At 65.5% G+C, this 24,818-nt stretch carries 26 protein-coding genes and 1 pseudogene; 15 read left to right on the plus strand and 12 right to left on the minus strand.

What is annotated here, in order from left to right; genetic code table 11:
- Positions 1-5 precede the first annotated feature (5 nt).
- Both RCH10_RS13210 and RCH10_RS13215 read right to left on the minus strand, forming a co-directional pair.
- Positions 6-1,157: an efflux RND transporter periplasmic adaptor subunit gene (locus tag RCH10_RS13210; RefSeq protein ID WP_323498094.1), complete on the minus strand. Its 1,152-nt coding sequence runs from the start codon at positions 1,155-1,157 to the stop codon at positions 6-8.
- Positions 1,154-1,831, minus strand: a complete 678-nt coding sequence (locus RCH10_RS13215) for a TetR/AcrR family transcriptional regulator (RefSeq protein ID WP_187051164.1) — start codon at positions 1,829-1,831, stop codon at positions 1,154-1,156. The genes RCH10_RS13210 and RCH10_RS13215 overlap by 4 nt, the downstream gene beginning before the upstream one ends.
- A gap of 78 nt (positions 1,832-1,909) precedes the next feature.
- Between RCH10_RS13215 and msrA the strand changes: the two genes are divergently transcribed.
- From msrA to RCH10_RS13230, 3 genes are all read left to right on the plus strand, one after another.
- Positions 1,910-2,479 carry a peptide-methionine (S)-S-oxide reductase MsrA gene (gene msrA, locus RCH10_RS13220; RefSeq protein ID WP_409052708.1) on the plus strand — a complete coding sequence of 190 codons (570 nt, stop codon included), beginning with the start codon at positions 1,910-1,912 and terminating at the stop codon, positions 2,477-2,479.
- 25 nt (positions 2,480-2,504) lie between these two features.
- Complete coding sequence (locus tag RCH10_RS13225) at positions 2,505-2,945, plus strand: hypothetical protein (RefSeq protein WP_409052709.1); 441 nt, start codon at positions 2,505-2,507, stop codon at positions 2,943-2,945.
- Positions 2,946-3,035: 90 nt separating this feature from the next.
- On the plus strand, positions 3,036-5,129 hold the full coding sequence (locus tag RCH10_RS13230; protein ID WP_409052710.1) for a TonB-dependent receptor: 2,094 nt from the start codon (positions 3,036-3,038) through the stop codon (positions 5,127-5,129).
- Between the two features lie 9 nt (positions 5,130-5,138).
- Here RCH10_RS13230 and RCH10_RS13235 read toward each other — a convergent pair whose 3' ends face one another.
- Positions 5,139-6,596: an MFS transporter gene (locus RCH10_RS13235; RefSeq protein ID WP_409052711.1), complete on the minus strand. Its 1,458-nt coding sequence runs from the start codon at positions 6,594-6,596 to the stop codon at positions 5,139-5,141.
- A gap of 85 nt (positions 6,597-6,681) precedes the next feature.
- Between RCH10_RS13235 and RCH10_RS13240 the strand changes: the two genes are divergently transcribed.
- The 3 genes from RCH10_RS13240 (at position 6,682) to RCH10_RS13250 (ending at position 9,851) form a co-directional block, all read left to right on the plus strand.
- Entirely contained in the window at positions 6,682-8,430 is a 1,749-nt protein-coding gene (locus RCH10_RS13240; RefSeq protein ID WP_409052712.1) for an IlvD/Edd family dehydratase, read from the plus strand.
- 16 nt (positions 8,431-8,446) lie between these two features.
- A complete protein-coding gene (locus RCH10_RS13245) occupies positions 8,447-9,394 on the plus strand; it encodes an AEC family transporter (RefSeq protein ID WP_409052713.1) in 948 nt (315 codons plus the stop codon).
- A gap of 103 nt (positions 9,395-9,497) precedes the next feature.
- Positions 9,498-9,851, plus strand: a complete 354-nt coding sequence (locus tag RCH10_RS13250) for a hypothetical protein (protein WP_409052714.1) — start codon at positions 9,498-9,500, stop codon at positions 9,849-9,851.
- Positions 9,852-9,891: 40 nt separating this feature from the next.
- Here RCH10_RS13250 and pdxH read toward each other — a convergent pair whose 3' ends face one another.
- A complete protein-coding gene (gene pdxH / locus RCH10_RS13255; protein ID WP_409052715.1) occupies positions 9,892-10,572 on the minus strand; it encodes a pyridoxamine 5'-phosphate oxidase in 681 nt (226 codons plus the stop codon).
- 15 nt (positions 10,573-10,587) lie between these two features.
- On the opposite strand from pdxH, the gene RCH10_RS13260 reads away from it, so the two are divergent.
- Positions 10,588-11,169: an NTP transferase domain-containing protein gene (locus RCH10_RS13260; protein WP_409052716.1), complete on the plus strand. Its 582-nt coding sequence runs from the start codon at positions 10,588-10,590 to the stop codon at positions 11,167-11,169.
- Here RCH10_RS13260 and RCH10_RS13265 read toward each other — a convergent pair.
- Positions 11,166-11,636, minus strand: coding sequence for a superoxide dismutase family protein (locus RCH10_RS13265; protein ID WP_261802649.1), 471 nt, complete (start codon positions 11,634-11,636; stop codon positions 11,166-11,168). The genes RCH10_RS13260 and RCH10_RS13265 overlap by 4 nt on opposite strands.
- Before the next feature lie 107 nt (positions 11,637-11,743).
- Complete coding sequence (locus RCH10_RS13270) at positions 11,744-12,463, minus strand: gamma-glutamylcyclotransferase (RefSeq protein WP_409052717.1); 720 nt, start codon at positions 12,461-12,463, stop codon at positions 11,744-11,746.
- 42 nt (positions 12,464-12,505) lie between these two features.
- Here RCH10_RS13270 and RCH10_RS13275 point away from each other — a divergent pair, with 42 nt between their 5' ends.
- The 4 genes from RCH10_RS13275 (at position 12,506) to RCH10_RS13290 (ending at position 16,417) form a co-directional block, all read left to right on the plus strand.
- The gene (locus RCH10_RS13275; protein ID WP_409052718.1) at positions 12,506-13,072 is read left to right on the plus strand and encodes an OmpA family protein; all 567 of its coding nucleotides are present in this window, start codon (positions 12,506-12,508) and stop codon (positions 13,070-13,072) included.
- Positions 13,073-13,170: 98 nt separating this feature from the next.
- Positions 13,171-15,009 carry a phosphogluconate dehydratase gene (edd, locus tag RCH10_RS13280; RefSeq protein ID WP_409052719.1) on the plus strand — a complete coding sequence of 613 codons (1,839 nt, stop codon included), beginning with the start codon at positions 13,171-13,173 and terminating at the stop codon, positions 15,007-15,009.
- On the plus strand, positions 15,000-15,650 hold the full coding sequence (gene eda, locus RCH10_RS13285; protein WP_409052720.1) for a bifunctional 4-hydroxy-2-oxoglutarate aldolase/2-dehydro-3-deoxy-phosphogluconate aldolase: 651 nt from the start codon (positions 15,000-15,002) through the stop codon (positions 15,648-15,650). The genes edd and eda overlap by 10 nt, the downstream gene beginning before the upstream one ends.
- Entirely contained in the window at positions 15,647-16,417 is a 771-nt protein-coding gene (locus RCH10_RS13290; protein WP_409052721.1) for a haloacid dehalogenase type II, read from the plus strand. Before eda ends, RCH10_RS13290 begins: the two co-directional genes overlap by 4 nt.
- A 1-nt stretch (position 16,418) precedes the next feature.
- On the opposite strand, the gene gloA is transcribed toward RCH10_RS13290, so the two are convergent.
- Both gloA and RCH10_RS13300 read right to left on the minus strand, forming a co-directional pair.
- A complete protein-coding gene (gloA, locus tag RCH10_RS13295; protein ID WP_409052722.1) occupies positions 16,419-16,832 on the minus strand; it encodes a lactoylglutathione lyase in 414 nt (137 codons plus the stop codon).
- A 51-nt stretch (positions 16,833-16,883) separates the two neighbouring features.
- Positions 16,884-17,426 (minus strand): PaaI family thioesterase, encoded by a 543-nt coding sequence (locus RCH10_RS13300; protein WP_409052723.1) that lies wholly within the window; start codon positions 17,424-17,426, stop codon positions 16,884-16,886.
- Positions 17,427-17,479: 53 nt separating this feature from the next.
- On the opposite strand from RCH10_RS13300, the gene RCH10_RS13305 reads away from it, so the two are divergent.
- The 3 genes from RCH10_RS13305 (at position 17,480) to RCH10_RS13315 (ending at position 20,780) form a co-directional block, all read left to right on the plus strand.
- Positions 17,480-17,953, plus strand: coding sequence for a MarR family winged helix-turn-helix transcriptional regulator (locus RCH10_RS13305; RefSeq protein ID WP_409052724.1), 474 nt, complete (start codon positions 17,480-17,482; stop codon positions 17,951-17,953).
- A gap of 75 nt (positions 17,954-18,028) precedes the next feature.
- Positions 18,029-19,360 carry an MFS transporter gene (locus RCH10_RS13310; RefSeq protein WP_409052725.1) on the plus strand — a complete coding sequence of 444 codons (1,332 nt, stop codon included), beginning with the start codon at positions 18,029-18,031 and terminating at the stop codon, positions 19,358-19,360.
- Between the two features lie 10 nt (positions 19,361-19,370).
- Entirely contained in the window at positions 19,371-20,780 is a 1,410-nt protein-coding gene (locus RCH10_RS13315; RefSeq protein ID WP_409052726.1) for an MATE family efflux transporter, read from the plus strand.
- 50 nt (positions 20,781-20,830) lie between these two features.
- Here RCH10_RS13315 and RCH10_RS13320 read toward each other — a convergent pair whose 3' ends face one another.
- From RCH10_RS13320 to RCH10_RS13335, 4 genes and pseudogenes are all read right to left on the minus strand, one after another.
- Entirely contained in the window at positions 20,831-21,145 is a 315-nt protein-coding gene (locus tag RCH10_RS13320) for a hypothetical protein (RefSeq protein ID WP_187051182.1), read from the minus strand.
- Positions 21,146-21,252: 107 nt separating this feature from the next.
- Positions 21,253-22,053, minus strand: a pseudogene (locus RCH10_RS13325) (aldolase).
- Entirely contained in the window at positions 22,053-22,700 is a 648-nt protein-coding gene (locus tag RCH10_RS13330; RefSeq protein ID WP_409052727.1) for a 2-dehydro-3-deoxy-6-phosphogalactonate aldolase, read from the minus strand. Before RCH10_RS13330 ends, RCH10_RS13325 begins: the two are co-directional and overlap by 1 nt.
- Before the next feature lie 32 nt (positions 22,701-22,732).
- Positions 22,733-23,629, minus strand: coding sequence for a 2-dehydro-3-deoxygalactonokinase (locus tag RCH10_RS13335; RefSeq protein WP_409052728.1), 897 nt, complete (start codon positions 23,627-23,629; stop codon positions 22,733-22,735).
- 107 nt (positions 23,630-23,736) lie between these two features.
- Here RCH10_RS13335 and RCH10_RS13340 point away from each other — a divergent pair, with 107 nt between their 5' ends.
- The gene (locus RCH10_RS13340) at positions 23,737-24,714 is read left to right on the plus strand and encodes a Bug family tripartite tricarboxylate transporter substrate binding protein (RefSeq protein WP_409052729.1); all 978 of its coding nucleotides are present in this window, start codon (positions 23,737-23,739) and stop codon (positions 24,712-24,714) included.
- The last annotated feature ends 104 nt before the right edge of the window (positions 24,715-24,818 follow it).

Consider the following 24,818-nt stretch of genomic DNA (forward strand, 5'->3'; position numbering starts at 1 on the left):
GTCGGTCAGTTCGGCGCGGTGCCCGACGCCAGGCGAACCAAGGTGCCTTCGCGCAGCGGGCCGATCGTGCCGGCAACAACCAGGGTGCCGTCGTCCACGCCGGTCAACGCCACCATCGTCTGGCGGTCGACCTGGCCGCGCATTCCCGGTTGCACGGCGCGATGCACGATGCGCCCGTCGGCCACCATCTGCACGTACGGGGCCGGCTTGTCGATGCGCACAGCCGACAGTGGCAGCGCGAGCGCTGAACTGCGCCCGACGTCGATGCGGCCTTGCGCGAAGAGGCCCTGCCTGAACCCGGTAGCGCGGTCGAGCCGCAGGTAGACCAGCACACTGCGGCTGCCAGCCTGGGCGCTAGGGTTGACGCGTGCCACTGTGGCCCCCACCGTGCTGTCGGCGCCGGCGGCGTCGAGGCCGCTGCCTTCGATCTGCAACGTCGCGCGCTGACCGACGCGCACCGCGATCGAGTCGGCCGCGGCCAGCGTCGCCTCCACTTCGATATTGCGAAGGTCGACCACCTCGATCACTCGCGCATCGATGGCGACACGCTCTCCGGACTGCACCAGCCGTTGCGCGACCTGCCCTGCGATCGGGCTGCGCAGCACGGTATCGGTGAGGGACTTGCGGGTGACGTCGACGGCCGCGAGCGCAGCCCGGTGCGTCGAGCGCGCCGCGTTCAGGTTCGATTGCGAGGTGTCGAGCGCGGTCTTCGAGATGAATCCCTGGTCGACCAGCGCCTTGTTGTTGTCGTACGAACGTTGAGCCACCTCGGCCTGCGCGCTGGCCGAGTCGGCCTGCTCCTGGGCTTGCCGCAAGCGCGATTCGTACTCGGTCGGCTCGATGCGGCCGATGATCTGGCCGGCCGTCACCGTGTCGCCTTCGCGTACCGTGAGGCCGGTTAGTTCGCCGGCAACGCGCGCCTTGACGGCGGCCGAATCGACGGCGCGCAAGGTGCCCGACACGGCAAGCGTCTGCGCCAGTTCGCGGCGTGCCACTCTGACGACATCGGCCGCGGCCAGCTGAACGACAGTCTCCGAAGGCGCCTTTGCGGCGACGGCCACCGTCTGAGCTTTGCGCGCACCGATCGCGCGGAACACGCCGCCCGCGACCAGCACGATGGCAAGCGTGGCAATTCCCCACTTCATGCCGCGATTCATGGCGCGCTCCGCTGGGTGGCGGAAAGCCCGTGCAACACCGTCTCGGCCTGCAGCGCGATGTACTTTTCCGGGTCGAGCGGCACTTCTCCGTCGATGCAAATGCTGCTCGAGTGCTTGGACAGCATCAGGAAAATCATCGGCGCGACGATGGTGTAGATCGCCAGCCCGACATCGACGGGCGCGAACTCACCGCTGTCGATGCCGCGCTGCAGGATGCGTCGCAGCAAGTCGTGGCCCGGCAGCACGACTTCTCGCCGGTAGAAGGCGGCAAGCTCCGGAAAGTTGTTGCCCTCGCTCACCATGAGCTTGGTCAGCCCCGACGCCTTGGTCGCCCCGACGCGCTCCCACCAGATTCGCATGCAGTAGCGCAACATGTCGGCGGTGCTGCCCTCGAAGGTTTTGAACTCCTGGTTCCACTCGGTGAAGCGGCCCGCCAGGTTCTCGACCACGACCGCTTTGAAGAGCTCTTCCTTACTTGGAAAATAAAGGAAGAGGGTGCCCTTGGAAACACCGGCGCGGGCCGCCACTTCTTCGGATCTCGTTGCGGCGAAGCCCTTTTCGACGAACAGGTCGAGTGCCGCTTCGAGCAGTTCGCCCGGTCGCGCTTCCTTCCGACGCTCGCGCTTGCCCCGAATCGGGCAGATCTTGTCGGTGAAAAAGCGGGGAGCGGGCATCGAGAAATTGCAAATTAACGTTAATGACTAACGGGTTAGTAATGTAGTGACCGCCCTTCAAACCGTCAAGAAGCCACAATGTCATCCATGCCCACCTCCATCGACCCATCCACCAAAACCGAAACCATCGTGCTGGGCGGCGGCTGCTTCTGGTGCACCGAAGCGGTCTTCGACCGGGTGCAAGGCGTCGTCGACGTCGAATCCGGTTACTGCAACGGCCAGACGATCAACCCGACTTACGAGCAGGTCTGCACTGGGCGCACCGGCAATGTCGAAGTGGTCAAGGTCGTCTTCGACACCGCGCAGATCAGCCTGCGCGAGATCCTCGAGATCTTCTTCGTCATCCACGACCCGACGACGCTGAACCGCCAGGGCAACGATGCCGGCACGCAGTACCGCAGCGGGATCTACTACACGAGCGATGCGCAAAGGCAGGTGGCCGATGGCGTGATTCGCGAAATCGGCGAGAGCAAGACTTACCGCTCGCCCTTGGTGACCGAGGTCGAGCCGCTTGCGAACTATTCGACGGCCGAGGCTTACCACCAGGAGTATTTCGTGAACAACCCGAACCAGGGCTACTGCGCTTTCGTGGTCGGCCCTAAAGTCGAGAAGTTCCAGAAGACCTTTGCTTCGAAGGTGAAGGGTTGAGTCTTTCGGCCGAGTTCTGACTTTTATGCCTGTGCATTTACTGCGTCTGTCCCGTTTGCCGCGCCTAAGCGCGAACCCGCTTATCGCCGTCTTGCTGGCGGTAGCGCTTTGGTTCGCGTCGACGATGGGGCTGGTGCATGGCGTGGTGCACGTGCCGGGCGCGCCGCAGGCCACTGAGCAGGCAACGAAGGCTCCCGCTGCTTCAGCCGTTGCAAGACAGTCCGTCGCCAAGGCCGTTCGCACCGCTCACTTCACCGGCTTCGCAGCGCTCTTTGCCGATCATGCGGACGGCGACGCGCAATGCCGTTTGTACGACCAACTTTCCCACGGGCCGGCGGCCATCGCCGTACCTTTGATCGTTCTGCCGTTGGTCTTGCCGACGGCCACGTTCGACTTCTTTCAGGGCGAAGTTCTCGCCCGCTGGGTCGCGCTGTTTCAAGCGCGCGGTCCGCCTTCTTCTCGCTGAATCCCTGCTTTCGGTTCCGGCGGCTGCCGCACGCGTTCAGCGTGCGTGCGCCTGCTGGCTTCCTTTCGATTCAACGAGCTTCTCAATTTCATGACCCCTTCTTTTCGTCGTGGCGCCATCGGCGCCGCTGTCTCCTTGCTCGCCGCCTCGGCGGCCTACGCGCAATCTGAAACGACCCCTAACGCGGCGCCCACGCTGCAGGAAATCACCGTCACCGGCAACCCGCTCGGCGCCACGGATTCGATCGCACCCACCGCCTCGCTCAAAGGCGATGCCTTGTTGCTGCGTTCGCAGTCCACGCTCGGCGAAACGCTCGACGGGCTGCCCGGCGTGAGCAGCAGTTACTTCGGCCCCAACGCGAGCCGGCCGATCATCCGTGGCCAGGACGGCGACCGCATCCGCATCCTGCAGAACGGCGGCGGCGCGCCCGATGCGTCGGCTCTGAGCTACGACCATGCGGTGCCGGTCGATGCACTGGTGACCGACCGCATCGAGGTGTTGCGCGGCCCCTCGGCACTGCAGTACGGCGGCAGCGCGGTCGGCGGTGTCGTCAACGTCATCGACAACCGCATTCCGACCGAACCCTTCGATGCGGCAGGCAGCTTCGGCGGCCGCGCCGATCTGGGCTATTCGACCGGCAACCGGGAAAAGAACGGCGGCGTCGTCCTCGAAGGCGGCAACGATCGCTACGTGTTGCACGTCGACGCCTTCGATCGTGAGTCGGGCGATGTCTCGGTGCCGATCGAACTGCAATGCAGCAAGCCGGGTTCACCGGGTCTGGCGCGCCGCATCTGCAACTCGGCCAACCAGGCGCACGGCGGCGCCATTGGCGGCACGCTGTTCTTCGACCAGGGCTGGATCGGTGCCTCCGCCAGCACCTACCGCAGCACGTACGGCACCGTGGCCGAAGACGACGTGACCATCGGCATGAAGTCGGATCGCTACGCGCTCGAAGGCGAGTGGCGGCCGGGTGGCTTCTTCACCAGCGTGCACGCCAAGCTGAGCCACACGGACTATCGCCACACGGAGTTCGAAGGTGCCACGGCCGGCACCACCTTCGCCAACAAGAGCAACGACTTCAGGCTCGAAGCCAAGCACCAGAAAATCGGAAACTTCGAAGGCCTGATCGGCTTCAGCAGCGAGAGCAACCGCTTCTCTGCCGATGGCGAAGAAGCCTTCGCGCCGAACAGCCGCACGCGGGCCAACGCCATCTTTCTGCATGAAGAACTGGGCACGTCGTGGGGCCGCCTGAGCTTCGGTGCGCGCACCGAGCAAGTGAAGGTGACGTCGCTGGGCTACCCGGAGGACCCGAGCGTGACGCGCTTCGCGATCGGCGAGCGCGACTTCAACCCGCACAGTGCGGCACTGGGGGCGCTGGTCAATCTCGCACCGCAGTGGCAACTGACATCGAACCTCGCGTACACCGAGCGTGCACCGAAGGACTACGAGCTCTTCGCCAACGGCCCGCACGTCGCGACCGCCGCATGGGAGGTCGGCGATCCATCGCTCAAGAAAGAGAAGTCGACCGGCCTGGACATCGGTGCGCAATGGAAGTCGGGCCCGAATACGGCGCGCGTCAATGCGTACGTCACGCGCTTCCAGAACTACATCGGCCTGACCTCGACCGGGCGCGAACTCGACGCAGATGGCAACGTATTGGCCTTGCCTGGCACACCGGATGCGCTCGCCGAGTACGCCTACAACGGCGTGCGCGCGCGCTTCACCGGCATCGAGGCCAACGGCAATTTGCGGCTGCTGGGCACCGACGGTTTCTCGAAGATGAACGACGGCTCGACCCTCGATCTCGAATGGCGTGGTGACCTGGTTCGCGCGATCAATACCGACACCGGCGAGCCCTTGCCGCGCATCGCACCCGTGCGCGTCGGCGGCACGCTGGCATATGGCAACGGACCGTGGGGTGCTCGTGTCGGTTTCGACTACAACGCCGCACAGCACCGCGTGCCGGAAATGGGCGCCCGCGAGACCGACGCCTACACCTTGTGGAATGCGGCGCTCACGTACCGCATGAAAGTCGACCGCGCCAACCTCACCTGGTATGCGCGCCTCGACAACATCACCAACAAGCTGGCGTACAGCGCGACGTCGATCCTGACGACGACGGTGTACCCCAATGCGCCGTTGCCGGGACGGACGTTGAAGGTCGGGCTGCGCGCGACGTTCTGACGTCCGCGCCTACGCTTTCGCGGATGCGGGAGCCGGGTGCCCGCTCACCCTGCTTCCCGCATCCCGCGGCAAGCCCACCGCATCCACCAGCGCCAGCAGCGCCACCGCGGTGACGAGCCCGAAGGCGATGCGAAAGTCCTGCACGCCGGGCGCACCGGCATGCCCTGTAAAGCGCTCGGCGATGCTCAGCCCGATCGCTCCAAACGCGATGCCGACGCCTGCGCTCGCCTGTTGGAACATGCTGAAAAGCGTGGTCGCACCGCTGGTCTGCGCCGGGGTGGTGTCGCAGAACGCCAGCGTGTTGATGGCGGTGAACTGCATCGACCGGCACATGCCGCTCAACACCAGCACCGCCGCCATGACCGCGACCGGCGTGTCGGCAGAAAACGCCATGAGCGCCGCGAAACCGAGCGCCACCAACAGGCCGTTGAAGAGCAGCGTGCCACGAAACCCCAGCCGCCGCATGACGAAGCTGGTGGCCGGCTTCATGCCGAGGTTGCCGCCGAACATCGCCAGCATCATGAAGCCCGAGGCGACCATGCTGAAGCCAAAAGCCAGCTGAAACATCAGCGGCAGCAAGAACGGCGCGCTGCTGATCGCGATGCGAAAGAGCGATCCGCCGAACACCGACACCCTGAAGGTCTGCACGCCGAAGGCCGACAGGTCGACCAGCGGATGCGCCGTGCGCCGCAGGTGCCAGAGCGCGAAGCCCAACGAGGCCGCACCACCTGCCGCCAACGCGCCGGCGAAGAGCCAGTCGATGGGCGTGTGGCTCATCAGCTCCAGCCCGTACATCAGGGCCGCCAGGCCGAACCCGCTGGCGGCGAAACCGGTCCAGTCGAACGGGCGCAGCTTGCCGGGCGCGTCGTCGATCCAGCGCAGCGCGAGCACGATCGCGATCGCACCGAGCGGCACGTTCAAAAAGAAGATCCAGTGCCAGCTCCAGGTGCTGGCGATCCAGCCGCCCAGCGGCGGCCCGAGCACCGGCGCCGCCAGGCCGGGCCAGGTGATCGTCGCGATGGCTTTGACCAGGCCGCTCTTGGGCGTGCTGCGCAATACCACCAGCCGGCCCACCGGCACCATCAGCGCGCCGCCGATGCCCTGCACGATGCGCGCGGCCACGAACACCGGCAGGCTCTGTGCCAGGCCGCATGCCACCGAGGCCAGCGTGAACAGCAGCACCGCGCCGGCAAAGACGGAGCGCGGACCGAAGCGGTCGGCCACCCAGCCGCTCATCGGGATGAACACCGCCAGCGCCAGCAGGTAGGCGCTGATGCCGATCGACAGGTTCACCGGCAACACGCCGAAGCTCTGCGCCATGGCGGGCACCGCCGTCGTGATGACGGTGGCGTCGAGGTTCTCCATGAAGAAGGCCGCGGCGACGAGAAATGCGATGAGGCGGCCGCGGCGGGCGTTGTCGGCGGGACTGACGTCCGGCGCCGGACTCTCGGAAGGGGGCGAAATCATGAGTGACCGAGCATAGCCATCCGAAAGCGCCTCAACCCGAAAAGCGCTTTAACCTCGGCACCAGATTCCTTAAGGCACTCCCACGATGTCCGCTTCTCCATTCGAACCCACCGATCCGCCCGACAACAGCGGCATGCGCAAAGGCCTGACCAGCTACGGCGACCAGGGCTTTTCGCTGTTCCTGCGCAAGGCCTTCATCAAGGGCGCGGGCTTCACCGATGCCGCGCTCGACCGCCCGGTGATCGGCATCGCCAATACCGGCAGCGCCTACAACCCGTGCCATGGCAACGCGCCGCAACTCATCGAAGCGGTCAAGCGCGGCGTGATGCTGGCGGGCGGCCTGCCGATGGACTTCCCGACCATCTCGGTACACGAGAGCTTTGCCGCGCCGACCAGCATGTACCTGCGCAACCTGATGTCGATGGACACCGAGGAGATGGTCCGCGCCCAGCCAATGGACGCGGTGGTGCTGATCGGCGGCTGCGACAAGACCGTGCCGGCGCAGTTGATGGGCGCGGCATCGGCCAACATCCCGTCGATCCAGCTCATCACCGGCTCGATGCTGACCGGCAGCCACCGTGGCGAGCGCGTCGGTGCCTGCACCGACTGCCGTCGCTACTGGGGCAAGTACCGCGCCGAAGAGGTCGATGCCGAAGAGATCGCCGAGGTCAACGACCAGCTGGTCGCCAGCGTCGGCACCTGCTCGGTGATGGGCACGGCCAGCACCATGGCCTGCATCGCCGAAGCCCTGGGCATGACGATGCCTGGGGGCGCCTCGCCACCGGCCGTCACGGCCGACCGCATTCGCATCGCCGAGCAGACCGGCGCGCAGGCGGTTCAGATGGCACGCGACGGGCTGACCATCGACAAGGTGCTGACGCCCGATGCCTTCGAGAACGCGATGCGCGTATTGCTCGCCATCGGCGGCTCGACCAACGGCATCGTCCACCTGACCGCCATCGCCGGCCGCATGGGGCTGGAGATCGACCTGGCGGCGCTCGACCGCATGGGCCGCGAGACGCCTGTGCTGCTCGACCTGAAGCCTTCGGGCCAGCACTACATGGAAGACTTTCATCATGCCGGCGGCATGGCGACGCTGCTGCGCGAACTCAAGCCGTTGCTCAAGCTCGATGCAATGACAGTCACCGGCCGCACGCTGGGCGAAGAGATCGAGCGCTCAGGTCCCGGCTTCAAGCAAGACGTGGTGCGCAGTGCGCGCAACCCGATCTATCCGCAAGGCGGTATCGCCGTGTTGCGCGGCAACCTGGCGCCCGGCGGCGCGATCATCAAGCAGTCGGCAGCCGACCCCAAGCTGATGGAGCACGAGGGCAGGGCGGTGGTGTTCGAGAACATCGAAGACCTGGTGACGCGCATCGATCGCGACGATCTGGACGTCACTGCAGAAGACATCCTGGTGCTGAAGAACATCGGCCCCAAGGGTGCTCCCGGCATGCCCGAAGCCGGCTACATCCCGATTCCGCGCAAGCTGGCGCGCGCTGGCGTGAAGGACATCGTGCGCATTTCCGATGGGCGCATGAGCGGCACCGCCTTCGGCACCATCGTGCTGCACGTCACGCCGGAATCGGCCATCGGCGGGCCGCTGGCTTATGTGCAGAACGGCGACCGCATTCGCCTGAGCGTGACGAACCGCGAGATCGCATTGCTGGTGTCCGACCAAGAGTTGGCGCGGCGCGCGGCAGCGTCGCCGGTGATCGAGCCGACCGCTGCGCGCGGCTACAAGAAGCTCTTCCTGCAGAGCGTGACGCAGGCCGACCAGGGCGTCGATTTCGACTTCCTGCGCGCGCCGAAGACGATGGGCAAGGTGCCGCGATAACGCATACCTGTTTCCAGTGAACGCCTCCGTCTTCTCCTCGCTGCTGCCCGTCGTCCTGCTGATCGCCTGCGGCTATATGGCAGGCAAGCGGCGCTGGGTCAGCGCTGCGTCGGTCAAGGATCTTTCGAACCTGATCTTTCTGTTGCTGGCCCCGGCGCTGTTGTTCCGCGCGATGAGTACCGTGCATGTCGAGCAGCTCAGCCTGCGGCCGGTGGCTGCGTACTTCGTCGGTGCGGGGCTGATCTTCGCGGGCACGCTGGTGTGGCGCGGTTTCAATCGCACGGCGGCGGTGCTCGCGCTGGCCAACACCTACAGCAACACCGTGATGATCGGTATCGCGCTGATCGGCTTGGCCTACGGACCCGAAGGCATGGTGGTGCTGCTCACGTTGATCTCGTTGCACTCGCTGGTGTTGATGACCAGCGCGACCATCGTGCTCGAACTCGCGGTGGCGCACGAGCACGCGACGATCAGCGGTTCCGAGCGTCGCTCGATGGCGCACACGGTGGGTCGGGCGCTCTTCAACGCTGTCATTCATCCGGTGCCGCTGCCGATCATCGCGGGCCTGTTGTGGGCGCAGACCGGTCTCACCATGCCCGCGGCCATCGACACGCCCATCGCGCTGCTCGGCGCTGCGTTCAGTCCGGTCGCGCTGGTGATGGTCGGCATCACGCTGGCGTTGACGCCTGTCGGCATGCACTGGCGCGGCGCGCTGGTGCAGGCGACCATCAAGAACATCGTGCATCCGGCGCTGGTGGCGGGGCTCGGGCTGCTCTTCGGACTGCGTGGCTTGCCATTGACCGTGATGGTGGTTGCTGCGGCGTTGCCGATCGGCGCCAACGTGTTCCTGTTCTCGCAGCGCTACAAGACGGCGCAAGAGCTGGTGACGGCCAGTGTGGTGGTGTCGACCGGGCTCGCGTTGGTGACGCTGTCGCTGGTGATGGCGCTGGTCGGGAGGCTTTGAGGAGAAGGCGCCTATGTCTTTCGGCAAGCTGGCCGTTTGTGGAAGTGGCGCCGCAGCGCGATCAACCTACAGTGGCGGTCAATGTGAGATCGGGTGCATCTTGATGGGCGTCGAACGGTCGGTTTCGACCTTGATTCGAACCGGGCTGATGGGGGCGGGCGTGTGGCTCGGCGCCATCGGCTGCGCGGCCGCGGCCGATAACCCGGTACGGCCAGCGCCACCGGATGTGCCCTGTCGAACGCCGTGTCTCTCGAGCGCCGCACCGCCGTCACGCGAAGCGCCGAAGCGCGACGAGCCCAAGGTCGCTGCCCGCCCGTCGGTTCAAAAGGGGACGGCCACCGAACGCAAAATCCAGCCTGCCAGGCCACCGCGTTGCAGTGACATCACGATGCGCACCGCACTCGGTGAACCGGTGACGGTCGAAGAAAACGAATTCCTGAAAAAGCAGTGCCCGTAAGGCTGGCCGCTTACCGGTTTACCGGTCGCTCACCGGGCGTTCAAGGCGCGAGCCGTTCTCGCACCCACGCGTCCGACTGGCGACGATAGCGCAGGCGGTCGTGCAGCCGGCTGCGGCGGCCTTGCCAGAACTCCCATTGCTCGGGCACCAGCCGATAGCCGCCCCAATGCGGCGGGCGCGGAGGCGAGAGCAAATGTTTGGCGGCAGCGAGCGCCGCGTTCTTGACAAGGACATCACGGCCGCTGATCACTTCGCTTTGCGGGCTGGCCCAGGCCCCGATACGCGAGTCGAGCGGCCGACTGGCGAAGTACGCGTCGCTCTCTTCGGCGCTGATTTTTTCGACGGTGCCTTCGATGCGCACCACGCGCTCCAGCTCGACCCAGTGAAACTGCAGCGCCGCATAAGGATTGCCAGCGATCTCCTGGCCCTTGCGACTCTGGTAATTGGTGTACCAGACGATGCCACGCGCGTCGTAGCCCTTGATGAGCACGATGCGGGTCGATGGCCGCAGGTCGCCTCCGACGGTGGCCAGCGTCATCGCATTCGGCTCTGGCACCTTCGAATCGATTGCCTCGGCGAGCCAGCGCTCGAACTGCATCAGCGGCTCGCCGGCACTGTGGGTTTCGTCGAGTTCGGCACGCTCGTAGCTTTTGCGAAGTGAGGCGAGGTCGGCGTTGGGCGAGGTCATGCCGGCATTGTTGCGCAAGCTGTCTGCGCGCATGGATACTGGCGGGCGATGACCTTCCTCGCGTCGCTTCCCCCGGATCGCCTCCCCACCGTGATCGTGCTGGCCTCCGGGCGTGGCGAGCGCTTCCGCGCGGCCGGTGGTATCGGCTCCAAACTGCAATCCGCACTGGCAGGGCAGCCCGTGCTGGCGCACACGCTTGACGCGGTTCGCGCCAGCGGGCTGCCCTGGCATCTGGAAGACGTCGGTCATCCGGGCATGGGCGATTCGATCGCGGCCGCAGTGCGCGCTACCAGCGATGCGGCCGGCTGGTTGATCCTGCCGGGCGATCTGCCGCTGGTGCAATCGACGACGCTGCGTGCAGTGGCGGCTGCGTTGTCGGCAGCGGTGCACGCGGCACAACCGCGCTTTCGTGGCGAGCGCGGCCATCCGGTCGGCTTCGCTGCGGCGTGCTTCGCGCGACTCTCGGCACTCGAAGGCAACCTTGGCGCGGCGCCCGTGCTGCGAGCGCTGCGCGCGGCGGGGGCGGTGACCGATGTGGAAGTCGAAGACATCGGCATCGTCACCGACGTCGATACCCCCGACGCGCTGGCGCAAGCCGAACGCCTGCTGCTCGCACGCCGCGCCGGCTAGCTGCGCGTGACGATCGCGCAGGCGATGCGCGGTCCCGAGTTGCCGGACGGCTGCGTCGTGAAGTCGTCGCGATCGCGATGCACGATCAAGGCACGGCCGACGACGTTGTTGTCGGCGCCTTCGGTCATCGACAGCGAGTGGTCGTCGACCGAGAAGCGGGCGACGCCTGCAGCATCCGCCACCAGGCTCGGCAGCTCGCCTGCGTGGCTGCCCGGCGCGCCGAACTTTCCATGCGTGACGCCGGTCGGGTTGAAATGTCCTCCCGATGCATCTCCGTTGTTGGCGCAGTCGCCCTTTTCATGGATGTGGAAGCCGTGCTCGCTTCCCGGCGCCAGTCCGCGCACTTCGCCCTTGATGCGCACGCCGTGATCGAGCGTGCTGAACACCACCGTGCCCATCGTCGGGTTGGGGTTGATGGCGGCAGTCGGCACCAGGTTGGCGACCGCGCCGGGCCTGCTGCCACCCATGCTCCCACAAGCCGTGAGCACGACCGCCGTGCTGATCGAGAGCGACCACACGGCGCAAGAGCGTACGGAGGACCGTACTGCGGATGAAATACAGGCGAAGCGAAGATTCATGAAGGTTCCTGGTCGGAATTGGAAGGTGACTCGTTGTATAGCCGCATTGCCGCCCCGCCGCCATCGGTGCCGGCCGCGACTTCTTCTGCAGCGAGCTTGATCAGACGGGCCAATGCCGCATCGTGGATGGCGTGGCGCTGCAGTTCCTGCAAGGTCTGCTGCGCATAGTCGAGCGAGGTGCCGTAGCGCCCTACCGCACTGGAAAAGATCTCGCGATAGCGCGCGTCGCTCAGCTCGCCGGTGAAGTTGGGGCTGCGGCGAGACAGCGTGAAAGCCAGCGCGCGCACTGTGCCGCCAGGCGTTACGCAATCGAGCCAGCGCGGGTCGTAGACACCCGTCGGCATCTCGCGCAGCCAGAGGCGGCCCAGTGTTTCGAGCGCATCCGACTGCGGGATGCGAAACGCCATGCCGCGACAACTGCCGCCCGACAGCAGGCCGAACACCAGGCCGGGGTTTTCCGGCGTGCCGCGGTTTACGCGGCTCCACATCTTCAGCGCCCGATGCCAGCCGTGCACACGGGCCGGGCGGCGCTCGGCAAAGTCGAAGTCGGGTCGCCAGATCAGCGAGCCATAGCCATACACCCAGAAATCCTGGTGCCCGCCCCATTCGTGGATCACGCGATCGAGCATCGGCTTGGGGTCGCGCAACGGTCGTGGCAGCGGGTCGAGTCCGGGAGGGCCGGGGTTGCCAACTACAATTTCAGGGTCATGGTTCACCGCACCATTATTTACCGCCCCCTTTCCTATGGAGACAGACCCATGGCATCCAGCGCCGACGACGACAGCCTGCAAAACCTGATTCTCGGCCTGCTCTTTGGACTCATCGCGCTCGTCATCTTCCTGCTGGTCGGCATCGTGATCTGGCACAAGGGGCACAGCGCCAAACCGGCTAAATCGGGCGGCGCGCCTGTCGCGGCGATGGTGGCGCCCGCCGCAGCTGCAGTGCCGCCCATCGCGGTTGTCACCGAGACCGTGACGGTGACGATCCCCGACGGCGCCAGCGTCAACGTCGGCGCCAACGGTGTGGTCGCCTTCTACTTCGCCACCGGCAGCGCCGATCTGGCACCGGGCGCCGCCGAGGCACTGGCTGCGGTCATCAAGGGCGTGCAGGGCGGTCGCAAGGCAGTGATATCTGGCTACCACGACACTACGGGCGATGCCGCCGTCAACGAGCAACTCGCCAAGAAGCGCGCGGAGATGGTTCGCGACGTGCTGACCGGGCTGGGCGTGCCGGCCGCCAAGGTCGATCTGCAAAAGCCGGGCGAGACGGCGGGCTCGGGCAACAACGCCGAAGCGCGTCGGGTCGAGGTCAAGCTGGTCGACTAGCCGCCACCGCGCAAAATCCTATCGACATCAAGCCCGGCGATACCGGGCTTTTTCATTGGCTCTTGGTACCATGAGTTTTCCCCATTGCGATGAAACTCATGACGACGCATACCACTGTCACCGAGGTCACCGACCGCATCCGGGAGCGCAGCAAGGCCACGCGCACGGCCTATCTACAGCGACTCACCGAGACCCGCGACCGCGATCGCGGCGCCGAACGCATGGGGTGCGCCAATGTGGCCCATGCGGTCGCCGGCATCCCGGCCAACGACAAGTTCAAGGTGGTGACCGAGCGCGCACCCAACATCGGCATCGTCACGGCTTATAACGACATGCTGTCGGCCCACGCGCCGTACCAGACCTACCCGGACATCATCAAGAACGAGGCCCGCAAGCTGGGCGCCACGGCGCAGGTGGCGGGCGGCGTGCCGGCCATGTGCGACGGCGTAACGCAGGGCACGCCCGGCATGGAGCTGAGTCTTTTCAGTCGCGACCTCATCGCGATGAGCACCGCGGTTGCGCTGACCCACGACATGTTCGATTGCGCGCTGCTGCTCGGCGTGTGCGACAAGATCGTGCCCGGCCTGTTGATCGGCGCGCTGCACTTCGGCCACTTGCCGACGGTCTTCGTGCCGGCGGGACCAATGGCGTCTGGCATGTCGAACACCGCGAAGTCGAAAGTGCGGGAGCAGGCTGCGCAGGGGCTGGTCGGGCGCAAGGGGCTGATGGAGGCCGAGATGGCGGCCTATCACTCGGTCGGTACCTGCACCTTCTACGGCACCGCCAACAGCAACCAGATGCTGCTCGAAGCCATGGGCCTGCACGTGCCCGGCACGGCGTTCATCCAGCCCGGCGATGCGATGCGCGAAACGCTCACGCGCGAGGCGGTTCGCACGGTGCTCGGCCGTGCTGGCGACACCGGGGCCGCTGCGTTCGCCACGCCGCCGATCGGCGTCATGGTGGACGAGCGCTGCATCGTCAACGCCATGGCCGCCTTGCTCGCGACCGGCGGTTCGACCAACCACCTGATCCACTGGGTCGCGGTAGCGCGTTCCGCCGGCATCGTGATCGACTGGGACGACTTTTCCCGGCTCTCCGACGTGATTCCGCTCTTGACACGCGTCTATCCGAACGGCAGCGCCGACGTCAATGAATTCCAGGCCGCCGGCGGCCCCGGCTTCGTCATCGGCGAGCTGGTCGATGGCGGACTCATGCACGCCGACGTGCTCACCGTGCGCTCCGGCGGCATACGCGAGTTCGCGAACATCCCGACGCTGGCCGATGGCGAACACAAGCTGTCATGGAGCGCGGCGGCACCCTCCAAAAACGATGCGGTCGCGCGGCCGGTCGGCGCACCTTTCAGCGCCACTGGCGGCTTGAAGTTGTTGAACGGCAACCTCGGCCGGAGCGTGATCAAGGTGTCGGCCGTGTCCGATGACCGGCATGTCGTCGAAGCGCCGGCGCGCGTGTTCGATTCGCAGGCCGCATTGCAGCAGGCCTTCACTGCCGGCGAACTCGATCGCGACGTGATCTGCGTCGTGCGCTGGCAAGGTCCAAAGGCCAATGGCATGCCCGAGCTGCACAAGCTGACGCCGCCGCTGTCGGTGCTGCAAGGCAAGGGATTCAAGGTCGCACTGGTCACCGACGGCCGCATGAGCGGCGCCTCGGGCAAGGTGCCGGCGGCCATCCATGTGTCGCCCGAAGCAGCCGCCGGTGGTCCGATCGCCAAGGTGCGCGATGGCGACTTGATCCGGCTCGATGCGGTCGCAGGCACACTGGCCGTGCTGCTGCCCGACGACGAATGGGCCGAGCGCGAAGTCGCTACGCTTTCCGATGCGCAGCGCGTCGCCGACGGTCATGGCCTGGGCCGTGAATTGTTCGCCGGCATGCGGCGCAATGCTTTGACTGCTGAAGAAGGAGCCTGCTCATGGCTGTAACAGACAAACTCACCGCCCTCGACGTGATGCGCGACGCACCGGTCATTCCGGTCATCGTGCTGCACGACGTCAAAGACGCCATCCCGTTGGCGCGTGCACTGGTGGCCGGCGGCATCCGCATGCTGGAGGTCACGCTGCGCACGCCGCAGGCGCTGCAATGCATCGAAGCCATCGCCAAGGACGTGCCTGAAGCGGTGGCGGGTGCCGGCACCATTCGAAGTGCCGCCGATGCACAGGCGTCGGCGCTTGCGGGTGCCAGGTTCGGCGTGAGCCCTGGCTACACGCGGTCGGTCGGCAAGGCCTGCCGCGACCTGGGCTTGCCACTGCTGCCCGGCGTCGCGACCGGCAGCGAAATCATGACGGCGCAGGAAGACGGGTACACCCAGCTCAAGTTTTTCCCGGCGCTTCAGGCAGGTGGCTTGCCGATGCTGAAGGCATGGCAAGGCCCGTTCGGCGACGTCACCTTCTGCCCGACCGGCGGCATCCACGTGGGCAATGCGGCGGAGTTTCTGGCGCTTTCGAACGTGGCTTGCGTCGGCGGTTCGTGGATCGTGCCGGCCGAGGCGATTCGCGAAGGCAATTGGGCGCTGATCGAACAATTGGCGCGCGCCGCCACCACGCTGGCACGCTCGGCGGCATGACCGCCGCTCTGGCGGGTTCCGGTCAGAGCGGAGGTGCGGAGTTGGCCGATCTGAAGGTCATCGCTTTCGATGTCTTCGGCACCGTGGTCGACTGGCACAGCGGTATCGCCGCCGAGGCCGAGCGCTTGCTGCCGGGTGTCGATGGTGGCGCGTTTGCGCTGGCGTGGCGCGCGGGCTACCAGCCGGCGATGAAGTGCGTGATGGAGCGCATGGCGAGCGACGTCGGTCACGGGGGTGGCACCGGTGGCTTCACTCTGCTCGACGAATTGCACATGAGCATCCTCGAAGGCGTGCTGCGGGACTTCGGCCAGACCGATGTCGACCCGGCCCTCCGTCGCGAGTTGAATCGAGCCTGGCACCGTTTGCCGGCGTGGCCCGACGCGGTCGCGGGCCTCGCGCGGCTGAAGAAGAAGTACATCATCTGCACGCTGTCGAACGGCAACATCGGCTTGCTGACCGAAATGGCGAAGGGGGCAGGATTGCCCTGGGACTGCGTGCTTTCGGCCGAAGTCTTCAAGGCCTACAAGCCCGACCCGCGCACCTACCTCGGCGTGGCGGCGGTGTTCGATGTCGCTCCCGGGCATGTGATGCTCGCGGCGGCGCACCACGACGACCTGGCTGCGGCGCGCGCCTGCGGCCTGAAGACGGGCTACATCGAACGGCCGAACGAGTTCGGCGCGGCGAGGCCCAAAGACGTTTCACCGCAGCCCGACAACTCGCTGCACGCGCGAGACATCGACGCGCTGGCGGATTTGCTGGGCTGCTGAATCAGCGCAGGCCGCCGCCGCTCGCGTCTTCTTTCCGCTGGATGAGCTCAATCTTGTAGCCGTCAGGATCCGTCACGAAGGCGATGACCGTGCTGCCGCCCTTGACCGGGCCTGCCTCGCGCGACACGTTGCCGCCGGCCGCCTTGATCTTGTCGCAGGCCGCGTAGGCATCAGGCACGCCGAGGGCGATGTGGCCGTAGGCGCTGCCGAGGTCGTAGCTTTCGGTGCCCCAGTTGTAGGTCAGTTCGATCTCGGCCTGCGCCGGATTTCCTTCGCCATAGCCGATGAAGGCCAGGCTGTATTTGTATTCGGGGTTCTCAGACGTGCGCAGCAGGTTCATGCCTAGCACCTTCGTGTAGAAATCGATCGAACGCTGCAGGTTGCCGACGCGCAGCATCGTGTGAAGCAATCTCATTTTGGGATTTCTTGTCGTCGTGGAAACCCCGATTTTGGCGCGCCGCGCCTTTTAGCGCTTGGGGAGTTCGAACACCAGGCAAGTCGTGGTGGCGTGGGCGTAGAGCGTGCCGTCGGGGCCGACGAGCCTTGCTTCAGCTGTGGCCAGTTGGCGACCGCAATGGATCACCTTGCCGATGGCGCGCACGCGTTGCACTTTGGGCGTGAGGGCCTTGACGTAGTTGACGCCGAGTTCGGCCGTCGTGTAGCCACGGCCCGGCGGCATCATCGTATGGACCGAGCAACCCAATGCCGAGTCGAGCATCGTGGCGGCCCAGCCACCGTGAATGGTGCCAAGTGGATTCAGGTGCTCGGCCAGCGGCTCGCCCTGGAAGATCGCCACGCCGATGCTGATTTCGACGACGGTGAAGTTCAGTGTCCTGGCAATCGCGGCATAGGGAATCTTGCCATCCATCATGGCCTGCATTACTTCGAGACCGGTCAGACCTTCGATGTCTTCCGGTCGCGCAACGCCTGGTCCGGGACCGGCGTGCAGCAGCGCGTTTACTTCGGTTTCTCTCGCGATCCAGGCTTCGAGCTGGTTGTTCTCTGACACGGAAATTCCTTGGATGGTTGTAGATACAACTATTGTAGATACAATAAATGCTCATGAAAGCTGCCACCGCGACACAAATCGAGCCCCAGGGCTGTACCAACTTCAAGCTGCGCAGCCTGGGCCGGGTGGTGTCACGGCATTACGACGGCGCGCTGACTGAGTGCGGGCTCAAGACTTCGCAGTATTCACTGTTGTCGCATGTCATCAAGTTGGGCCCGTTGCGCCCCATCGATCTGGCGCGCGCTATGAACGTCGAGGCTTCGACCCTCACCCGCAATCTCAAGCCGCTGCTGGTGGCCGGCTATCTCACGCAATGCGAGGGCGTGGATGCGCGGAGTCGGCTCATCACCATCACCGATGCAGGCCGTGTCAAGCGCGTCGAAGCGCAACGCCTGTGGCGCAGCGCACAGCTCGACCTCAACCGAATCCTGGGTGCGGATCGCGTGCTGGCATTGCATCAGCTGGTCGACGACTCGCTCGAGTTGCTCGGTGCCGATGCGGTGGCCGTAGCTGCGCAAGAGAGCTGACGCTCGTACAGCTTTCGCTCCTGCTCATGTTTTCGTCCCGTCTTTTAGATGCCATTTTTTAGTCGCAGAGGTCGCATGTTCGCTCCCCAGTTCTCCGCATGGCTGCAGCGCCGTGGCATCCATTACGGCTGGATCATTGCCGCTGTCACCTTCCTGACGATGCTGATGATGTCGGCGGCGCTCGGCCTGCCGGGCGCGATGATGCAGCCACTCGGCAAGGAGTTCGGCTGGAGCACCGAGCAGGTGTCGTCGGCACTGGCATTGCGCTTCGCGCTGTTCGGACTCATGGGTCCGTTCGCGGCGGTGTTGATGGAGCGCTACGGGCTGCGCGCGGTGATGTGCGTCGGGCTGGCGCTGGTCGGTTCGGGCATGGCGCTGGTCACGCTGGCATCGCAGCTCTGGCAACTCTTCATCGTCTGGAGCCTGATGCTCGGCATAGGTACCGGCATGACGGCGCTGGTGCTCGGCGCGGTGGTGGCCAACCGCTGGTTCGTCGGGCGACGCGGGCTGGTCATCGGCATGTTGACGGCCAGTTCGGCGACGGGGCAACTGGCTTTCTTGCCGGTGGCAGCATGGATGATCGAACACTGGGGCTGGCGTTCCGCCACCGTGCCGGTGTTCGTCGGGGCGGTCGTGATCGCGTTGCTGTGTTTGCTCTTCGTGCGCAACCGGCCGTCCGATATCGGCCTGCTGCCCTACGGCCAGACGCCCGCCGCGGCAGGCGCAGCACCGCCGCCGCCCGCGATGGTCATGAACTGGCGCACGCCTTTCATCACGCTGCGTGAAGCCTCGTCCAACAAGACGTTCTGGATCCTCGCCGGCACCTTCTTCATCTGCGGGCTCAGCACCAACGGGCTGGTGCAGACCCACTTTATTTCGCTCTGCGGCGACAACGGCATGGGCGCCATACCTGCTGCTTCGGTGCTGGCGATGATGGGCGCGTTCGACTTCGTCGGCACCATCATGTCGGGCTGGCTGTCCGATCGCTACGACAACCGCAAGCTGCTCTTCTGGTACTACGGCCTACGTGGCCTGTCGCTGTTCTGGCTGCCGCATTCCGAGTTCACGATCTACGGTCTCGGCCTGTTCGCGATGTTCTACGGGCTCGACTGGATAGCGACCGTGCCGCCGACGGTCAAGCTCGCCGGCGTCACCTTCGGTCCGCAAAAGGTCGGTCTGGTGTTCGGCTGGATCTTCGCAGCGCATCAGCTCGGTGCCGCGACGGCGGCCTATGGCGCTGGCTTCGCGCGCACCTTGCTGTTGACCTACAGCCCGGCTCTGTATGCGGCTGGCGCTGCGTGCCTGCTGGCCGCGGTGCTGGTGCTGCTGATCAAGCGTCCTGCAGGCCCTGCTGCGGCAGCGCCAGTCAAACGACCCGCCGCGCCGACCAGCGTTGCGCGCGCTTGAGAGAGATGAAATGACGGCGATCACCATCGACCCGCGCACCCGTCTTCTGCTCGAAGCACCGATCGTCCCGACGCTCCTGCGACTCGCCGCACCCAATATCGTCGTGATGGTGGCGCAGGCCGCCGTCGGCCTCATCGAAACCTACTTCGTCGGCAAGCTCGGACTTGACGCCCTGGCCGGCATGGCGCTGGTGTTCCCCATCGTCATGCTGATGCAGATGACGTCGGCAGGCGCGATGGGCGGCGGCATCGCTTCGTCTATCGCTCGCGCGCTCGGTGCGGGTCGTCGTGGCGATGCCGACGCACTGGTGGTGCATGTCGGCGTGATCGCGCTCGGTTTCGGTGTTGCGTTTTCAGCCGTGCTGTTGCTGGGCGGGCGCTGGTTGTATGCGCTGATGGGCGGCAGCGGCACGGCGCTCGAAGCGGCGCTGACGTACTCGCACTGGGTCTTTGCCGGTGCGATCCTGGTGTGGATGTTCAACTCGCTCGCGGCGGTGATTCGCGGCACCGGCAACATGGCGGTGCCAGCCAACGTGACGGTCGTGGGCGTGGTCTTCTTGATTCCGGTGTCGCCCTTGCTGATCTTCGGATGGGGTCCGATTCCGGGCATGGGCATTGCCGGTGGCGCGATCGCCTTGCTGCTGTATTACCTGGGTGGCACCGTCGCGCTGCTCCTGTACCTGCGGTCGAACCGTAGCTTGCTGAAACCCAAGATCGCTGGCGTCAAGCTGCGTTGGACTCTGTTTCGCGACATCCTGGTCATCGGCTTGGTCGGCTCGATCTCGACCGTGGCGACCAATCTGTCGATCGGCATCGCGACCGCGTTGTCGGGCCACTTCGGCTCCGGTGCCATCGCCGGATACGGTACCGCTTCACGGCTCGAATATTTGCTGGTGCCGCTGGTGTTCGGCCTCGGCGCGCCGCTGGTCGCGATGGTCGGTACCTGCATCGGCGCGGGTCAGCGCGAGCGCGCCATGCGCGCTGCGTGGACCGGTGCGGCGATGGCGTTCGCGCTGACCGAAGTCGTCGGCATCGCGGCGGCGATCTTTCCGCGCGAATGGCTCGGCCTGTTCGGGAACGATCCGGCAATGCTGGAGACCGGTTCGCAGTACCTGCGCGCGGCGGGCCCGATGTACGGCTTCTTCGGCGTAGGTCTGGTGCTGTACTTCGCGTCGCAGGGCGCGGGTCGCTTGTTGTGGCCGGTGATCGGCAACCTGGCGCGGCTCGCTGTCGCGGGCATCGGTGGCTGGCTGGCGCTGCGATGGGGCGGCCAGCTTGTTCAGGTTTTCACGATGCAGGGCGTTGCGATGGTGGTCTACGGCATCGTCATCGCGTCGGCCATTGCTGGCGGCGCCTGGTTCGGCCGGGTCGGCTGGCCGCGCAGTACGGCCGGATTGCTCCGGCGGCTGCGGCAGGCCTGATCCACCAGGCCGTCTCGCCACTTTGCCACTTCGCCGCTTGGGCGGTCGACTCAACGACGATAAGGATTGTTCGGCGCGCGGTCGTAGCGATTGGGCACGCCGTCACGGTCGTTGTCCCAGCGCCCGCGGCGATGATCCCAACGGCGGCGATCTTCCCAGCGACGATCGTTATGGCGGTAATGGTTCGGCGCGTTGTAATAGCGCGGCGGCGGGCGATGGTAGTAGCCGGGCGGTGGCGGAGCGGGCACGACGTAGACCTGCGCCTGGATGGTGTGGCCACCGAATGGCTGCGCCTGTGCTGCGGTGCCGATGGCACCCAGTGACAGCAGTGCGGCTGCGGCAATGACGAAAGAGAGCTTTTTCATGGCAACTCCGATGGAGTGATAGGAGCCACTATCGTCACCGGCCGATGTGAAGTCTTTGTAAGCCGCACGCGAAGTGTCATGAATAACTGTAAGCCGTCAGTGGCCGTTCAGCCTCGGTGTTTGCCTGCAGTCGGCGGTGCAAACGCCGAAGCGGGCGCGGGCATCATCCGTCGCAGCGCGTCAAAGAACAGGTCCGACTGTTCGCGTTCGCTTTGCACCTGCGCGGCGACCTTCGCCGCCAGCCGTGCATCGACCGGCGCCAGTGGCCGGCCGGTCGATTGCGCAATGACCTGGTGCAGGCACGCGCGCTCGAGGTAGTACAGGTCGTCGTACGCGTGCGCGATGGAGGCGCCGGCGACGATCACGCCGTGATTCGCCAGAAAGGCCACGTCCTTGCCCGCCATCGCATGCGCGATGCGTTCGCCTTCTGCATCGTCGAGCGCGAGGCCGTTGTAGTGGCCGTCGATCGCGATGCGGTCCATGAAGCGCATTGCGTTCTGGCTCAGCGTCGGATCGAGCGCGCAGTCTGCGGTCAGCGTGAGCGCCGTCGCGTAAGGCATATGGCAGTGCAGCACCACGGCATGGCCGGCGATGCGATGTACCGCGCCGTGGATGAAGAGGGCGGTCGGCTCCACCCGATGTCGCCCGGCCAGCACGTTGCCCCGCACGTCGATCAATACGATGTCGTCGGCGCCAATCTCGCTCCAGTGCAGCCCACGCGGGTTGATGAGTTAGCGGTCTTGCGCGCCCGGCAGCAGCACGCTGAAGTGGTTGCAGACGCCTTCGGACAAGTCGTGGTGGGCGGCGGCACGCAATGCGAGCGCGAGATCGTCGCGCAGCTGGCGCACTGCCGGGCTGGCGTAGTCGGCCTCGGCGGATGGCGCAAAGGCTGAAGGCAAGGCGCTCATCACGCACGCACCACGCCGTTGTAAGCAGCGACGAAAGCCATGGCTGTGTCGCGCACCGCCGACGCTTCTTTGCCGGGCTTGTACAACGACGAGCCGATGCCGAAACCGGTCGCGCCTGCGGCCCGCCATTCCGTCATGTTGCTCGGCGTGATGCCGCCCACCGGCATCAGCGGCGTGCCAGATGGCAGGACCGCCAGCAAAGCCTTCACGACGCTCGGCGAGGCCAGTTCGGCCGGAAACAGCTTGAGCCCGGTGGCGCCCGCCGCCAATGCGCCGAAAGCTTCGGTGGGCGTCATCACACCGGGCAGGCACACCAGGCCGAGCCGCGCGGCTTCGGCGACGACCTCGCCGTTGAAGTTGGGAGAGACGATCAGCTCACCACCTGCTTCCCGCACTTGATGAACCTGTGCCACGGAAAGCACCGTGCCCGCGCCCACAAGTGCCTGCGGAAAGCGCGCGCGCAACAGCGCGATGCTCTCGTACGGCTGCGGTGAGTTGAGCGGCACTTCGAGCAGCCTGAAGCCGGGCTCGACGATGGCATCGCCAACGGCATTCGCTTCCCCGGGCGACAGGCCGCGCAGGATGGCGACAAGCGGAAGTTGGCGCACTGCGGCGCTGAATTTTTCTAGTGGGGTCATGTTGTTCATGAGGGTTTTTAGAGTTGGGCCGTGACCCGTCGTCAGGCTCCTGCTCTTTGATAAGCCGAAAGCGCATGCAGTCCGGCCCAGGTCGCTTCGGCGCCGAGCGTGTGATTGGCGACGCCGATTGTTCGCAGCGCCAGGGCGTAGCGTTCGGTCAGTGCGGGCGAGCCGATAAGTACCACTTCGCCGACGCCATGCAGCGACTGCGTGCGAAGTTCTTCGCCGATGAGCAAGCCTGAAAGATAGCTCGCCACCTCGGCTTTGGGCATGCGGTCGAACAAGGGAAGCGAGCGCGCCCCAAAAGCGTTGTGCAGCACGCCCTGGCCATTGTCGGTCTGCGTCACGCCCTGCAAAAACGCGGCCTCGTCGAGTGGCGCGGTCGCATCCAGCATGCGTGCGAGGATCGAATGCTGGCTCAGCAGCGCATAGAACTCGCCGGTCATGAAGGTGCGGAAACCAGCGACGCGGCCCTTGCGCACGACGACCCACTTGTTGTGCGTGCCCGGCAGCACGAAGACGCCTTCGTCGCGCCCCATTAAAGCCATCGCGCCGAAGATCTGTACCTCTTCGCCGCGCATCACATCCGGCACGCCGTCGTGCTCGTCGCTGAGGCCTGGCACCATCGAAATCGTTCGCTCCGCATTGCTTTCGATGTCGACGATGCTGTTGCCGACCTCGACCCTGCCGGCCGGGCATCCGCAGTAGGGCGCCTCGATCCAGCCCTGCTTGCTGCCGGCCATGCCGGAGATCAGGCAGCGCGAACCGCGCGGCTGCATCCAGTCGCCGAAGAGCGACTCGAAGACGGCTGAAAACTCGCCGGGCGGCACGGTCAAAATGCCGCGCGGATGGCTTTGCTCCTCGATCACGCGCCCCCTGTCATCGAGCAGCGCGCCACGCAGCGAACTCGTGCCCCAATCGATCGCGACCAGATTCATATTCGGATTCTCTCTTTCGTCAGTTGGCGTTCAGGGTTTGTCCTGCGGAAAACCGGTTTCATTGCACATACGATGGGCGCCGCCCCAATTCTCCGGAGACTCGTTTCATGTCGCATTTTCAAGGCATCCGTCGCAGGCACGCCCTGCAGGCGCTCGGCGCAGTGGCGCTTCCGCTGTCGTCGCTCTCCGCATGGGCCGACGACTATCCAAACAAGGCGATCGAACTCGTTGTTCCGGCATCGGCCGGCGGCGGTACCGATGCGCTCGCGCGTGCTTTCTCGGAGGCGGTCAAAAAGTATCTGCCGCAACCCGTGGTGGTCAATGACAAGCCCGGCGCCAGCGGCGTCGTAGGCATGAGCGACGTGCTCAATGGCAAGTCGGATGGCTACAAGGTTTGCGTCGTCATCGCCGAGTTGGTCATTCTTCCGCATCTCGGTCTGGCCAAGTTCAGCTATGCCGACTTTCAGCCGATCGCTCGCCTGAACGCCGACCCGGCCGCCATCACGGTGCAGGCCAGCGCGCCATGGAACACCATCGAAGAGTTCATCGCAGCCGCCAAGGCGAAGCCCGATGAAATGAAGGTTGGCAACTCCGGCAACGGATCGATCTGGCATTTGGCCGCGGCGGGCTTCGAAGACAAGACCGGTGTCAAGTTCAACCACGTGCCCTATCAGGGTGCGGCGCCGGGTGTCGTGGCGCTGCTCGGCGGCCACATCGACGCGGTGGCTGTGAGCCCCGGCGAGGTGGCGGCACACGTGCAAGGCGGCAAGCTGAAGATGCTCGCCGTGATGGCCGATCAGCGGCTGAAAGGCTTCCCCAACGTGCCGACGCTGAAAGAACGCAAGATCGATTTGTCTATCGGCACTTGGCGTGGGCTGGCCGTGCATAAGTCGACGCCGCCAGACATCGCGATGGTGCTGCGCACCGCCACGCGCAAGGCCGCCGAAGAGCCCGTGCTGCGGGAGCAACTCGACAAGTTGAATCTCGGGTTTTCGTACCTCGATGCGCCGGAATTCGGCCAGGCGATGCAACGCGACAACGAGTACTTCAAGGCGCTGGTGCAAAAATTGGGCATCAAGGCCTGAGCCCAACGAACTGCCGCACCGTGGTGGTTGCGGCACAAAACAAAAAAGGCGCCGAGGCGCCTTTTTTGTTGATCGAGTTTCGATCGATCTGTTCGTGATGCGGT

Origin of the sequence: Variovorax sp. GrIS 2.14 (assembly GCF_046115955.1) — a bacterium.
Taxonomy (GTDB): Bacteria; Pseudomonadota; Gammaproteobacteria; order Burkholderiales; family Burkholderiaceae_C; genus Variovorax.

Bases quoted from the DNA above. Each gene is read 5' to 3' on its own strand.
- gloA (WP_409052722.1), bottom strand. From the start codon at position 16,832: ATGAGATTGCTTCACACGATGCTGCGCGTCGGCAACCTGCAGCGTTCG.
- msrA (WP_409052708.1), top strand. From the start codon at position 1,910: ATGTCATCCATGCCCACCTCCATCGACCCATCCACCAAAACCGAAACC.
- RCH10_RS13340 (WP_409052729.1), top strand. From the start codon at position 23,737: ATGTCGCATTTTCAAGGCATCCGTCGCAGGCACGCCCTGCAGGCGCTC.
- RCH10_RS13250 (WP_409052714.1), top strand. From the start codon at position 9,498: ATGGGCGTCGAACGGTCGGTTTCGACCTTGATTCGAACCGGGCTGATG.
- RCH10_RS13290 (WP_409052721.1), top strand. From the start codon at position 15,647: ATGACCGCCGCTCTGGCGGGTTCCGGTCAGAGCGGAGGTGCGGAGTTG.
- RCH10_RS13240 (WP_409052712.1), top strand. From the start codon at position 6,682: ATGTCCGCTTCTCCATTCGAACCCACCGATCCGCCCGACAACAGCGGC.
- RCH10_RS13275 (WP_409052718.1), top strand. From the start codon at position 12,506: ATGGCATCCAGCGCCGACGACGACAGCCTGCAAAACCTGATTCTCGGC.
- RCH10_RS13260 (WP_409052716.1), top strand. From the start codon at position 10,588: ATGACCTTCCTCGCGTCGCTTCCCCCGGATCGCCTCCCCACCGTGATC.
- RCH10_RS13320 (WP_187051182.1), bottom strand. From the start codon at position 21,145: ATGAAAAAGCTCTCTTTCGTCATTGCCGCAGCCGCACTGCTGTCACTG.
- RCH10_RS13305 (WP_409052724.1), top strand. From the start codon at position 17,480: ATGAAAGCTGCCACCGCGACACAAATCGAGCCCCAGGGCTGTACCAAC.
- RCH10_RS13230 (WP_409052710.1), top strand. From the start codon at position 3,036: ATGACCCCTTCTTTTCGTCGTGGCGCCATCGGCGCCGCTGTCTCCTTG.
- RCH10_RS13330 (WP_409052727.1), bottom strand. From the start codon at position 22,700: ATGAACAACATGACCCCACTAGAAAAATTCAGCGCCGCAGTGCGCCAA.
- RCH10_RS13235 (WP_409052711.1), bottom strand. From the start codon at position 6,596: ATGATTTCGCCCCCTTCCGAGAGTCCGGCGCCGGACGTCAGTCCCGCC.
- RCH10_RS13210 (WP_323498094.1), bottom strand. From the start codon at position 1,157: ATGAATCGCGGCATGAAGTGGGGAATTGCCACGCTTGCCATCGTGCTG.
- RCH10_RS13215 (WP_187051164.1), bottom strand. From the start codon at position 1,831: ATGCCCGCTCCCCGCTTTTTCACCGACAAGATCTGCCCGATTCGGGGC.
- eda (WP_409052720.1), top strand. From the start codon at position 15,000: ATGGCTGTAACAGACAAACTCACCGCCCTCGACGTGATGCGCGACGCA.
- pdxH (WP_409052715.1), bottom strand. From the start codon at position 10,572: ATGCGCGCAGACAGCTTGCGCAACAATGCCGGCATGACCTCGCCCAAC.
- RCH10_RS13315 (WP_409052726.1), top strand. From the start codon at position 19,371: ATGACGGCGATCACCATCGACCCGCGCACCCGTCTTCTGCTCGAAGCA.
- edd (WP_409052719.1), top strand. From the start codon at position 13,171: ATGACGACGCATACCACTGTCACCGAGGTCACCGACCGCATCCGGGAG.
- RCH10_RS13225 (WP_409052709.1), top strand. From the start codon at position 2,505: ATGCCTGTGCATTTACTGCGTCTGTCCCGTTTGCCGCGCCTAAGCGCG.
- RCH10_RS13265 (WP_261802649.1), bottom strand. From the start codon at position 11,636: ATGGGTGGCAGCAGGCCCGGCGCGGTCGCCAACCTGGTGCCGACTGCC.
- RCH10_RS13335 (WP_409052728.1), bottom strand. From the start codon at position 23,629: ATGAATCTGGTCGCGATCGATTGGGGCACGAGTTCGCTGCGTGGCGCG.
- RCH10_RS13310 (WP_409052725.1), top strand. From the start codon at position 18,029: ATGTTCGCTCCCCAGTTCTCCGCATGGCTGCAGCGCCGTGGCATCCAT.